The sequence below is a fragment of the Pseudomonas baetica genome (assembly GCF_019733355.1).
In the GTDB taxonomy this organism is placed as follows: domain Bacteria; phylum Pseudomonadota; class Gammaproteobacteria; order Pseudomonadales; family Pseudomonadaceae; genus Aquipseudomonas; species Aquipseudomonas baetica_A.
The window spans coordinates 207,593-220,712 of the sequence record NZ_JAIHLQ010000003.1 but is presented as its reverse complement, the minus strand read 5'-3'; the positions used below and the strand labels follow the sequence as shown (position 1 = coordinate 220,712).

General features: G+C 56.1%; 9 protein-coding genes. 3 read left to right on the top strand and 6 right to left on the bottom strand.

Translation table 11 applies throughout. The features are described from left to right. Window positions 1–20 precede the first annotated feature (20 nt). Both K5E40_RS04450 and K5E40_RS04445 read left to right on the top strand, forming a co-directional pair. Complete coding sequence (locus K5E40_RS04450; protein ID WP_221729808.1) at window positions 21–1,523, top strand: ATPase domain-containing protein; 1,503 nt, start codon at window positions 21–23, stop codon at window positions 1,521–1,523. Then, complete coding sequence (locus K5E40_RS04445) at window positions 1,520–3,190, top strand: response regulator (RefSeq protein WP_221729807.1); 1,671 nt, start codon at window positions 1,520–1,522, stop codon at window positions 3,188–3,190. Before K5E40_RS04450 ends, K5E40_RS04445 begins: the two co-directional genes overlap by 4 nt. 113 nt (window positions 3,191–3,303) lie before the next feature. Here the strand turns inward: K5E40_RS04445 and K5E40_RS04440 are convergent, their stop codons facing one another. From K5E40_RS04440 to K5E40_RS04420, 5 genes are read right to left on the bottom strand one after another with little or no spacing between them, the layout of a single operon-like run. Continuing rightward, window positions 3,304–3,681: a response regulator gene (locus K5E40_RS04440; RefSeq protein ID WP_221729806.1), complete on the bottom strand. Its 378-nt coding sequence runs from the start codon at window positions 3,679–3,681 to the stop codon at window positions 3,304–3,306. A gap of 44 nt (window positions 3,682–3,725) precedes the next feature. Continuing rightward, window positions 3,726–4,940 (bottom strand): hybrid sensor histidine kinase/response regulator, encoded by a 1,215-nt coding sequence (locus K5E40_RS04435; RefSeq protein ID WP_221729805.1) that lies wholly within the window; start codon window positions 4,938–4,940, stop codon window positions 3,726–3,728. After that, on the bottom strand, window positions 4,934–5,527 hold the full coding sequence (locus K5E40_RS04430; RefSeq protein WP_221729804.1) for a chemotaxis protein CheB: 594 nt from the start codon (window positions 5,525–5,527) through the stop codon (window positions 4,934–4,936). The genes K5E40_RS04435 and K5E40_RS04430 overlap by 7 nt, the downstream gene beginning before the upstream one ends. Next, window positions 5,524–6,339: a protein-glutamate O-methyltransferase CheR gene (locus K5E40_RS04425; RefSeq protein ID WP_260455511.1), complete on the bottom strand. Its 816-nt coding sequence runs from the start codon at window positions 6,337–6,339 to the stop codon at window positions 5,524–5,526. The genes K5E40_RS04430 and K5E40_RS04425 overlap by 4 nt, the downstream gene beginning before the upstream one ends. A 17-nt stretch (window positions 6,340–6,356) precedes the next feature. Beyond that, on the bottom strand, window positions 6,357–9,854 hold the full coding sequence (locus K5E40_RS04420; RefSeq protein WP_221729802.1) for a response regulator: 3,498 nt from the start codon (window positions 9,852–9,854) through the stop codon (window positions 6,357–6,359). A 264-nt stretch (window positions 9,855–10,118) separates the two neighbouring features. Here K5E40_RS04420 and K5E40_RS04415 point away from each other — a divergent pair, with 264 nt between their 5' ends. Next, entirely contained in the window at window positions 10,119–10,481 is a 363-nt protein-coding gene (locus tag K5E40_RS04415; RefSeq protein WP_221729801.1) for a response regulator, read from the top strand. A gap of 99 nt (window positions 10,482–10,580) precedes the next feature. On the opposite strand, the gene K5E40_RS04410 is transcribed toward K5E40_RS04415, so the two are convergent. Then, window positions 10,581–12,914 carry a hypothetical protein gene (locus K5E40_RS04410; RefSeq protein ID WP_221729800.1) on the bottom strand — a complete coding sequence of 778 codons (2,334 nt, stop codon included), beginning with the start codon at window positions 12,912–12,914 and terminating at the stop codon, window positions 10,581–10,583. Between the last annotated feature and the right edge of the window lie 206 nt (window positions 12,915–13,120).

Below are 13,120 nucleotides of genomic sequence, written 5' to 3'. Positions count from 1 at the left end.
TAGTCATGAGAGGGCATTTTTTGTCTACATCTAACGCGTTGATCAGTGCAAAAGCCGCTACCGGCATTGTGGGTATGGACGACATCCTGGCCGGTGGTTTATCTCGCGGACATGTGTTCTTGCTCGAAGGTGAGCCCGGAACCGGCAAAACCACGGTCGCTCTGCATTTTCTTATGGCAGGCGCGCTCGCCGGCGAACGCTGTTTGTACATTACGCTGTCGGAAACCGAGCGTGAGCTACGCCAAGGGGCGCTTTCCCACGGCTGGGAGCTTGATGAGAATATTGAAATTTTCGAGCTGACACCGCCTGAAAGCCTGCTCAATGCCGAGCACCAGCAGAGCCTGTTGTACTCCTCCGACCTGGAACTGGGCGAAGCGACCAAGCAGATTTTTGAAGTGGTTGAACGCTTCAAGCCGACACGCGTGGTACTCGACAGCCTTTCCGAAATTCGTTTGCTGGCGCAAAGCTCTCTGCGCTACCGCCGGCAAATCCTGGCGATCAAGCATTACTTCGTGCGCTACGACGCCACGGTCTTGCTGCTCGACGACCTGACGACCGAATCACTGGACAAAACCGTACACAGTGTCGCCCACGGTGTGATTCGCCTCGAAGAGATCACGCCCAACTACGGTGCCGAGCGGCGCCGCATTCGCGTGGTCAAGTATCGCGGCCAGAAGTACCGTGGCGGTTTCCACGACTTCACCATCATGGGCGACGGCGTGCATGTGTTCCCTCGACTGGTGGCCGCCGAACACCGTGGCGACTATTCCCGCCTGCAATTGACCAGTGGGATCAAGGAAATGGATGCCCTGCTCGGGGGTGGCATCGAAGCCGGCTCCAGCACCTTGATTCTTGGTCCAGCGGGTACCGGTAAATCGCTGATCTCGATGATTTTCGCCGCCGCAGCCGTGTCCCGCGGTGAAAAAGCAGCCCTTTTTATTTTTGATGAAGAGTTGGGGTTGCTGTTCGAGCGCATGAAAAACATCGGCATCGACCTCAAGGCCTTACGGGCCACGGGCAATCTGCTGATCGAGCAGGTCGATGCCGCCGAACTTTCGCCCGGCGAGTTCTCGCATCGTGTGCGCCGCTGCGTCGATGAAGGCAATATCAAAACCGTGGTGATCGACAGCATCAACGGCTATCAAGCCGCGATGCCGGAAGAGAACGCCCTCGTGCTGCACATGCACGAATTGTTGCTGTACCTGAACCGCAAAGGTGCCGCGACGTTTATGACCGTTGCCCAGCATGGGCTGGTCGGCGATATGCAGGCGCCAGTCGATATCACTTACCTGGCCGATACGGTGATCCTTTTGCGCTACTTCGAAGCGATCGGCAAAGTTCGCCGGGCGATCTCGATCATCAAGAAACGTACCGGCAGCCATGAATCGACAATCCGCGAATACCGTATTTCGTCGCAAGGCATGACCATCGGCGAACCGCTGGACGCTTTTCAAGGCGTACTGCGCGGTGTGCCGACCTACCTTGGCGCGAGCAAACCTTTGCTTCGGGAAGATAACTTGTGACGCAGACCATGCCGCTGGCCGAACAGGCGCTGATTCTGGCACCGGTGGGCCGCGACAGCCAAATTGCGCTGATGATCCTCAACGAGGCCGGTTACGGTGGCCTGATCACACCCGATCTTGGCTCGCTATGCACTCAGCTTGAGCAGGGTGCCGGCCTGCTGCTGATCGCTGCCGAAGCCTTGCATGGGCCAGAGCTGGAAGCGTTGTTTGTGTATCTGGAACAACAACCGGCGTGGTCGGACCTACCGATCATATTGCTCACCCACCATGGCGGGCAGCAACAAGCCCCCTCCTCGCACCTCAGTAGCCAGTTGGGCAACGTTACATTCCTTGAACGCCCGTTTCATCCGGCCACGCTAGTCAGCATGGTTTCGACTGCCCTGCGCGGTCGACGTCGACAGTACGAAGCCCGCGACCGCCTGATCGACCTGAGCGAAAGCGAACGCCGCCTGCAATCAACCCTCGAAACCCTTGAGCAACAAGTCGAGGAACGCACCGCGCAACTTCGCCATAACGAAGAAGCATTGCGTCAGTCGCAGAAAATGGAAGCCGTCGGACAGCTTACTGGCGGTATCGCCCACGACTTTAACAACATGCTCACGGGGATCATCGGCAGCCTAGAGCTGCTGCGCCGTCGCCTGGCCCGAGGGCGCACCGAAGACCTCGACAGCCTGATTGATCTAGGCGTGACCTCTGCCAACCGCGCCGCCGGCCTGACGCACCGTCTGCTGGCGTTTTCGCGTCGGCAGTCGCTCGACTCCAAAGCGGTGCAGATGAATAGCCTGGTGATGTCGATGGGCGAACTACTGCAACGCAGCCTCAACGAAAGCATTCATCTGGACATGCGCCTGGACGACAAGCTGTGGGTCGCTGAGGCCGATCCCAACCAACTGGAAAGCGCCCTGCTCAACCTGGTGATCAATGCCCGCGACGCGATGCCCGAGGGCGGAAAACTGGTGGTAGAAACGAGCAACCAGGTGCTGCACCGTGAATTCACCGAGGCGTATCCCAATCTTGAACCCGGTGATTATGTGATGTTGAGCGTCACCGACAACGGCAGCGGCATGCCCAAAAGCGTGATCAACCGTGCATTCGATCCGTTTTTCACCACCAAGCCGATCGGGCAAGGTACCGGGCTGGGCCTGTCGATGATCTATGGCTTTAGCAAGCAGTCGCGTGGACATGTCTCGATCGACAGCGAAATCGATCAAGGAACCACCGTCAACCTCTACCTGCCGCGCTTTCGCGGTGAAGAACTTGAGCACCCCGCCAGCAATACCCTCCAGGCCCCGCATGCAATGGATGGCGAAACCGTGCTGATCGTCGAAGACGACCCGGCGGTACGCTTGCTGGTCAGTGCCGTGCTCAGTGAGTTGGGTTACGCCTATGTGGAAGCCGCGGATGCCGACGGTGCGGTGCCGATTATCAACTCACCTCAGCGTATTGACCTGATGATCAGCGATGTCGGCTTGCCAGGCATGAACGGTCGGCAACTGGCGGAGATCGGCCGGCAATACCGACCGGGGCTCAAAGTCCTGTTTATCACCGGGTACGCCGAGCATGCGGCCGTACGTGCAGGCTTTTTGGACTCGGGCATGCAGATGATCACCAAACCCTTCACCTTTGATCTGCTGACGGCCAAGGTACGCGAGATGATCAAAAACTGAACCCGGAAAAGTAAAAGCTGCCGAAGGCTGCGATCTTTTGACTTTGAACAACAAGATCAAAAGGTCGGCGTCTGCGGCAGCTCCTGGTGTGGATTCAGTTCAGCGAGCGTGGCTCAAGCCAGCAACTCCTGAATCTTTTCCTGCAACACATCCAGATCGAACGGTTTTTCCAGAATCGGCGCCTTGAGTGTGATCGGGCTGCCGGTTTCGCGGATTTCCTGCGGATAACCGCTGATGAAAATCACCTTCAGATCAGGTCGCAACTTCACGGCGGGCTCGGCGATCTGCACGCCGGAGATGCCGCCGGGTAAGCGGTAGTCGGTGATCAACAGGTCCAAATGTGGCTTGCTCGCGAGGATTTCGAACGCCTGCTCTCCGTTTTCGGCCTCGAGCACGCGATACCCTTGATCCTTTAGATAAATGGAAAGAATCATCAAGATATTCGGTTCGTCTTCGACGATAAGTACTACATCTTGTGCATCTACGCTCATGGGAAGCCTTTGTTCGGTCAATAGCTGCTGATACGACCGTGCGGTCACTCAGAGGTTGCGTCGGGTTTGCCGTTTTCCTCGATCGGCAGACAAACGCGAAACAGGGCGCCCTCGTTGATTTGACTCTCGACGACGATGGAACCGCCATGGGCGGCGACGATCTGCTCGGAAATGAACAAACCCAATCCGAGCCCGGCCACTACCGTCTTGGCGGAAACCCGTTCGAACTGTTGAAAAATACGCTTCTGGTTCTCCTCGCTGATACCGATCCCATGGTCCTGAACTTCGACCCTCGCCTCGTCACCCTCACGGTAAACCCGCACCTGAATCGGACTTTGGCCCCCATAACGCAAAGCGTTTGTCATCAGGTTCGAAATCACTTGTTCGATTCGGAATTCGTCCCAACTGCCTTCTACCGGCTCTGACGCCGTGAAAGACACTTCGGTTTGCGCCGCTTCAATCTGCTGCGCGAAATTTTGCAGCAGGTGGCTGACCAGTTGCACCAGATCAAAACGGTTCGGCCGGATCGACAACTTGCCGGTACGAATGCGCGACACGTCGAGCATGTCTTCGATCAGCCGGATCAAGCTTTTGATCTGCCGCTCGTCGCGATCGACCATGGCGTGCATCTTGTCGAGTGCGAACGCGGCGGCGTTATCGCGCGCCAGGTGCATCTTGCGCAACTGGGTTTCGAGTATCAGGCCGTTGAGCGGCGTGCGCACTTCGTGGGCGACGATTGACATGAAGTCATCGCGCATCCGCACCGCTTGCTCAAGTTCCGATTGGGTGCTCTGCAATTTTTGCAGCAGCGCTTCCTGCTCGCGGCGGGCCTGCTCCAGCGCCTCGACCTGTTGCTTCATGGCCTTGCTCTGGCGATACAGGTCGACGAAAACATTGACCTTGCTCTTCACCGCGTGGATATCCAGCGGCTTGTGCAAAAAATCCACCGCCCCGCTTTCGTAGCCTTTGAACGCATAGTTCAGTTCACGGCCGGCAGCGCTGACAAAAATGATCGGGATGTTCTTGGTTTTCTCGGTACCGCGCATCAACTCGGCCAACTCGAAGCCGTTCATGCCCGGCATCTGCACGTCGAGAATGGCCATCGCGAACTCATGCTGCAACAACAGCGACAGCGCTTCGTCGGCCGACAGCGCCTTGTAGACCATGCGGTCTTCGCGCTTGATCAGCGCTTCGAGGGCCAGCAGATTCTCGGGCAGATCGTCGACGATCAGCAGTTTGGCTTGAATATTACTCAGCATGCGATTCGTTCCAGCTCGACTAGCAGACGGCCGATGCCGTGAATGGGTAGGACATGATCCGGCTGCAGAACGTTCAGTGCAGCTTGAGGCATGGTGGCGACCTGCGCGTCAGCGGGGTCCTGGACGATAGTCAGCCCGCCAAGGCGTTTGACCTGCGCCAGTCCGCGCGCGCCATCGTGATTGGCGCCGGTCAGCAACACAGCAGCCAGTGCAGGCCCGTAAACGTCGGCTGCGGATTCAAAGAGGTAATCGATCGAGGGCCGGGAATGATGCACGCGGTCTTCGAGACTCAAAGACAAGCTTCGATCCTGTTCCACCGACAGGTGATAGCCCGGCGTGGCGAAATACACGGTGCCGGCGGCAATGTTCTGTTTATCACTGGCCTCTTGTACCGGTATGTCGAGACGTCGGGAGAAGACTTCCGCCAACTGGCTGCGGCGCTCTTGCGGCAAGTGCAACACGACGATAATCGGCAGCACAAACCCCGGTCGCAATGGCCCCAGCAAGGTCAGCAATGCCTCTACGCCACCGGCGGAAGCACCGATCACAATTGCCTCGATTCGAGGTAACTCCACTGCGTCGTTCATGACTTGCGGTAGATCCGTTCTTGTTTGACCAGCGCTTCGAACTTGTTCGCGTAATTGGAAAAGTCCAGCGTCTCCTTGCTGCCCAACACCAGAAACCCGCGGTGACAAAGTGATTCATGGAACAGCCCGAACGCGCGATCCTGAAGCTTCTTGTTGAAGTAGATCAGCACGTTGCGGCAGGAGATCAATTGGGTTTCGGAGAACACACTGTCAGTGGCCAGACTGTGATCGGCAAACGTCACGTTCTCGCACAGGCTTTTGTCGAAAATCGCGTAGCCATACGCGGCCGTGTAATAGTCGGCGAATGACCGCTGGCCACCGGCCTGCTGATAGTTGGCCGTGTACGCGCGGACGTTCTCCATCGAGAAAATCCCCTGCTTGGCCTTGTCCAGCGAGCGCGGGTTGATATCGGTCGCGTAAATGATCGTCCGATCCAGCAGGCCCTCTTCGCGCAGCAAAATCGCCATCGAATAGACCTCCTCGCCCGTACTGCATCCGGCGATCCATATCTTGATCGACGGATAAGTCCTCAGCAGTGGCACCACTTCCTGGCGAATCGCCAGAAAGTGCGACGGATCGCGAAACATCTCGCTGACCGGGATAGTGAGCAATTGCAGCAGTTGCATGAACGCGGTCGGGTCGTGCAGGACTTTTTCCTGCAATGCCGAAATCGTTGCACACTCGAACTGGCTCAACGCGTGTTGGACCCGGCGCTTGATCGAAGCGCCTGAATAGTCGCGAAAATCGTAGCTGTACTTGAGGTAGATGGCCTCGATCAACAACCGCAATTCGATTTCGCTATTTCGATGCATTGAATTCTCGCGTTCCACTAAATCCTTTCCATCTTCGGTAACCACACGCGAATCAACGAGAACAGGCGATCCAGGTCGATGGGCTTGGCCAGATAATCGTTGGCGCCTGCCTGCAGGCAGCGCTCCTGATCGTCCTTCATGGCCTTGGCCGTTACCGCAATGATCGGCAGTTTGCGCCAGCGCGGATTCTTGCGAATTTCAAGGGTGGCTTCGAAACCATCCATTTCCGGCATCATCACGTCCATCAGCACCAGGTCGATGTCCTCGACTTCATTCAGCCTCTCAATCGCTTCGCGACCGTTACGACCGATCACCACGACTGCACCTTTTGTCTCCAGAGCACTGGTCAGGGCGAAAATGTTGCGCACATCGTCGTCCACCAGCAGCACTTTACGTCCCTCGAAGACCTTGTCGCGGCTGCGCGCGGTCTTGAGCATCTTCTGCCGTTCATGGGACAACTGCGATTCGACTTTGTGCAGAAAGAGTGTCACCTCATCGAGCAAGCGTTCCGGCGAGCGCGCGCCCTTGATGATGATCGAGCGCGAGTACTTGCGCAGGTCGGCCTCTTCGTCGCGGGTCAGGTTGCGCCCGGTATACACGATGACCGGCGGAAACGAGCAGATATCCTCGGTGGACATGCGCTTGAGCAGGTCGTTGCCGAGCATGTCCGGCAGCTTCAGGTCGATGACCATGCAATCGAAAATCGTCGTGCGCAGTAGCTCCAGCGCATCCTGCGCCAATCCGACAGCGGTGATTTCAATATCGTCATCACCGATCAGCCGCGCGATGCTTTCACGCTGCAAATCGTCGTCTTCGACCAGCAGCACGCGTTTGACCTTCTGGGTCAGTTTGGCTTCGAGACGGGCAAATACGTCCTTGAGCTCTTCGCGGGTGGTCGGTTTGACCGCATAACCGATGGCGCCCATGTGCATCGCCGCTTCGACACGATCTTCGACCGAAATCACATGCACCGGGATGTGCCGGGTTTCGGCGTGTTCTTTCAGACGCTGTAGCACCGTCAGCCCGGAATGGTCGGGCAGGCGCATGTCCAGCAAGATCGCGTCCGGCACGAACTCTTTGGCCAGGTCATAACCTTCATCCGCCCCGTGGGCGACCAGGCACTGATAGCCGAGTTCGTGGGCCAGGTCGTAAAGGATGTGCGCAAAGTTCGGCTCATCTTCCACCACCAGGATGCAACGGGTGGCGAATGGCGCGTTGTTGCGGTCATCGGCAAAACGCGGGATCGGCACCGCAGCCATGGGCGAAACCACTACCGCAGGCGCCAATGCCGCCGTCGATGCCTGTGGCGGCGGCGTGAAGGTCAGAAGCTCGGTCGAAACTTCACTGAACTCGTTGTATTGCTGCGGCAATACCAGGGTGAAGACACTGCCCTGCCCCGGCACGCTGCTGACGCTGATCGAGCCGCCCAACAGCGTCGCCAGATCCCGGGAAATCGACAAGCCCAGGCCGGTGCCGCCGTACTTGCGGTTGGTGGTGCCATCAGCCTGACGGAACGCCTCGAAAATACTTTCCTGCTGATCCGCCGCAATACCGATGCCCGAATCACGCACGATGAAGGCAATGTGATCGTTGGGTTGACCGCTGATGGTCAGGCTGACAGAGCCCTGTTCGGTGAACTTCAAGGCGTTGGACAGCAGGTTCTTGATCACCTGCTCCAAACGCTGGCGGTCAGTAAACAACAACGTCGGCGCATCCGGGAGCAGATCGACGCTGAACGTCAGTCGCTTATCTGCCGCCATGGGTTCGAACACGCTGCGCAGGCCGTCGGCCAGACGCGCAACGCTGGTGTTTTCCGGAATCACTTCAAGCTTTCCGGCCTCGACCTTGGAGATATCGAGGATGTCGTTGATCAAATTGAGCAAGTCATTGCCGGCAGAGTAGATCGACTCGGCAAACTTGACCTGTTCGGCGCTGAGATTGTCCTGCGGGTTTTCTGCGAGCAATTTGGCCAGGATCAACGAACTGTTCAACGGCGTGCGCAGTTCGTGGGACATGTTGGCAAGGAACTCGGACTTGTACTTGCTCGAACGCTGCAACTCTTCGGCGCGCTCTTCGAGTTGCACCTGAGCCTGATTCAATTCGGTGTTCTTCAGGTCCATGGCATCGCGCTGCTCGGCCAGGGTCTGTGCCTGTTCGGCGAGCTGCTCGTTGGTCTGCTCAAGCTCCACTTGCTGGGTTTCAAGATGCGCCTGGGATTCCTTGAGGATCCGCGACTGCTCTTCCAGCTCTTCGTTGGCAGTTTTCAACTCTTCCTGTTGCACCTGCAACTCTTCGTTGAGTTGCTGGGTTTCGGCGAGCACTTCCTGCAGACGCTGACGGTAGCGCGCCGCTTCTATAGACGTGCCAACGTTGCCGGCAATCAGCTCCAGCAATTCGATATCGCGATCGGTGAGTGGACGCAAGAAGCCCAGTTCGATCACACCATTGACCCGTTCATCGTCACTGGTTGGCACTACAAGCACGCTATGTGGAAGGCCCTCACCCAGACCAGAACTGACTTTGAAGTAATCGGTGGGTACCGAATCGAGGCGTATCAGTCGCGCCTGCTGCGCCACCTGACCCACGATGCCTTCGCCGCTGTAAATCGACTGTTCCTGCCCTTCCTGCTCGCGGGAGAAGCCGTAAGTTGCCACGCGTTTCAGACCGCCGTGTTCCTCACGCACATACAGTGCCGCCACGGCAGTACCCAGGTATTGCGCGCAGAACTGCAGAATATTGCGGCCCAACAGATTGAGTGTCAGTTGCCCAAGCACCTGCTCGGCCAACTCGGTCTGGCCGTTGCGCAACCATGCTTGCTGCTCCAGACGCCCGGCACTTGCTTGCTGCGCGGCGAGGTTGGCGCTGTAGTTGTTGGACAAATTGAGCAAATCACGACGACCGATATAAGCCAGCAGCCCGCTGATGCCGGCAACAAACAGCAGATAAAGGGTAATGCTCCAGATCGTGGTGTGGCGCACGTCTTCGTTTCGCGAAGCACGCAACTGCTGCTCCATATCGATCACGTCTTCGAACTGCTTGCGGATCTCGTCGGTCAGGCGCTTGCCGCGCCCGGCCTGGACTGCCGCTTTATAGTCACCGCTGGAACGCTGCAAATCGATCATCGATTTTGCATAGTTTGCCCACTCGGCCTGCAACGCCTGGAGACGGCGCAAACGATCAGTCTGCACCGGGTTGTCGGCGGTCAACTCGAGCAAGGTATTAAGCGCCACGTTGATTCGCGGTTTGGCTGTTTCGTAGGGATCAAGGAAATGCTCATCACCGCTGAGCAAGAAACCGCGCATGCCGGTTTCCAGGTCCACGGTGAGCTTCACCGCTTCGTTGGCGTTATTGATCACGCGGTCGGTGTGTTCGACCCACTGGATGACCGACAGCAGATAAGTGATCAGCGACACGAAGAACACCGCACTGAGCACGCCAACACCCAGCGGCAGGCTGACGTTGCGACTCAGGAGTTTGCGGAACCGTTGCTCATCAACCGAAGACGGAGAGGACATGTGGCAGCCTTGTCGAACTGTTGAAAATCACAGAGTTTGCCCCAAAACGGCAACGTGGATCTATTTTTCTGACTGTTTGAGCAGCAAATTCCTACAAATGCCCGCGTCTTGCGTCACGCCAACAGTTATCCTTGCTCGCCCGTATGCAGCTAATCTTTTTTGTATCGATCCGGGAACTTGTGGCTATGCGCCACTTACTCATGCATGAGCCCATCACATCTGATCGGCTGACGCCCCTGAATCCCACCCTTGAGAGCTTTTATTATGTCCGCCAACGCATCCACCATCCTTGTAGTAGAAGACGATGCCATCGTGCGCATGTTGATCGTCGATGTGCTGGAGGAACTGGATTTCGAGGTACTGGAGGCGGAGGGTGGCGAGCAGGCGCTGGAGCTTCTTAATGATGAGGCTCAACACATTGACTTGATGATGACCGATGTGGGCCTGCCGGGTATGGATGGTCGTGAACTGGCCAATCAAGCACGCCTGTTGCGGCCTGCTCTGCCAATCCTGTTTGCCAGTGGATACGCGGAAAACATCGATGTAACGGCGGGTATGCAAGTTATTGGCAAACCCTTTTCGATTGACCAGTTGAGGGACAAGGTCAAAGGCATTCTGGAACACTGAAAACCGGCTCTGCCGTTTTGGTTCATGAACACCTTTGAAGCCTGTCTGCCGCGTTTATTCGGGGTACCAGAGTGGACGAGCCCTCTGGTTGCTCAAGTCTTAACCACTCGTGCGATCACGCTTGGCTTTTTGCCGCTCCCTGAAGGCGGTGATGTCATCGATACTCACCTTCGCTGGCGCCGGTTGTGCCGGCGCTCGGACAGATTGCTGAGCAGCCGCGCTACTTTCCTGGGCGCTTACCGATTCGTTACCGAAATCAAGGTTGGAGAATAATTCTTCACCGTCCAATGGCTGGCGGAATTTGTGACCTACCTCTCGCCCGCCACCTGTCAACAGACCGGTATCGCTTGCTGCGATCGCTCGGTTGATTGCCTTGGGGTTCGAAATGAACTTTCCATGCGAATCGTACGTCCCCAGAATCAAGCCCGGCGGCAGATCGACCGCATAATTGATTTCCAAGGGGGGTAGAGTCTTCAAGCCCGAATGCGGCCGAAAGGCAAGTTCGGTATTGGCATACAGATGAAAACCTTCCATTTGCCGTGCGTCGATGAAATAGGTGTATCCACCTTTCTGGCCCCCATATACAAAAGCGCCCGCGCCGTCCTTTTTATAGAAAGCAGAGGTGGAAATACCCGCGCCGTCGGGGCTGAGCGCATCGTGGGCACCGCCATAGCCACCTTTCAAACCATTGACCTGGTCAAGGTGTTTGATTCGAACGCGCTGACTGAATCCCCTCTCGAAAATGATCGACGGATCGCGCATGTCACCCCGAAAAACAAAGCCCTGATAAACGAAGCCCTTTTCCGGACCGCAAAGGCGCACAACCTGAGTATTGGTCGCCAATGTCTGTGCCACGCCAGGCCCTCCGGCCAACTCATCCAGATAACCGGCGACTAGCAAACCTTTGCCAGCCTCGGGAATTTCCTTTCCGGCAGTGCTCGCCAACTGTCGACGAAGACGCGTAGCCGATCCGCGGAAAACGGAGGGACGATTGCTGTTTTTGAGCGCCAGGATAACTCGCTTGCCGATCTCCTTCTTGGCGACTGTCGACAATGCTCTACCGATGAGCCTTTCAGCAATGGGCCCCGCCAGTTCGGCCAGCACGCCGATCGCCGCGCTGATCCTCAGGCGCTCTGCTTCAGAAGGGTCATCCGATATTTCGGCGCGGATCAAGTCCGTCGCAGAACTCCCAAGCCCCACCAGGAACGGAATCAGCATACGTATCGGGGCGGAAGCAAACGCTCCCGTCCCGCCGTAAGGCAAAGAGGCGGTAAACGCAATAATTTGCAGAAGATATCCCGCAGCCTCCAGAGCAAAATCGGTCCAGCGTTCGGCCTGGGTCGAAACCAGCGTATCAATATCGGCCAGTGCCCGTTTGATCTGACGATCGAATAAATCCTGACCTATATCCGAACTGGATCGAAACACCAACTCCCGATAGTTTGGACGTGTTGCAAAAAGTGGGAATTCCATACCCCGATACTTGAAATCATGGACATACGATTTTTGCTGATCGCGCAGCGCAACGCGCTTTAACAACCGTTTCTGAAAATCAGCATTGCTCTCCACGAACTTGCCTCTAGCGTCATGACCGGCGGGGAACTCGAACGCGGCGCTGTCTTCACCGAGAAAGAACACCACGCCTCGATCCAGACTCCCTCGACCGATAAACACGGCGTTATCGACGTTCAAATCGGGATCACTGTGCAAGTTGATAACCCGAGGTTTTATCAGGCCTTTGAGATATTCGTAAGCGACGATCTGATCTTCAGGTGAACGCGTGCCACTCTTGATAAACTCAACGACCAGTTTGTTCAACTCTGCTTTTTTCAGCAGTCTACCGAAAACACTAACAGCTGGATTTTGCAGCCGATCGTTTACATAGAGCTTGAAGTCAGTCTGAAAATCCGCGTCGTTGAAAATAGCGACCAACTCGGAAGGATAGTAGTCTGGCCATTGCACTTCTTTCCCGTAAAAGTCTTTCAGTTGCCGCAGATGATAGTCAGTACAAATCTCCGCCAACGTGAATTTTCTCTCTTTCCAGACAACAGGCTTTTTAGTACCCACCAGCGAGTCGCTGCGCGCGGGCGGCTCCAACTCGTAATATTTAACCGCTATGAGGGAGTCATATTGAATGCGCTCACGCGTCTTTTCATCGGACACAATACTCAATACGGCTTCATCAATGCACTCGCGGATAAAATAGGCGGGATCAAAACTCACGGGGTCCGTGATGACTGCACAACCCTCTAGTATTTTTCCGGCCATTTCTTTTGCATTAACACCATCGACCACATCTTCTTGAGACGTGGCCAGGATGACAGTTTCCGTTCTGGGTGTTGTCAGAACTGCTTCCAGATCCGCCAATGGATCCAGCAACCACAACAACGAATCGTCGGCATCATCGTAAATACCTGGTAATTGCTTACTCATGCTTTTCTCTCCGCACAGCATAAAATGCGAACTGCACTTACTTAACTACTGTGGACGAGCAAGAAACTACCAATCTCGCCAAAAGTTACATAGGCCATAGTTATTAGCATTCTTTACATTGCCGCTCGGAGAGCAAAACACACAAACTTTAGCGTCCATCGTTGCTCAATGGGTAAACGCTTATGGACGAGACTCCAAAGAATGTT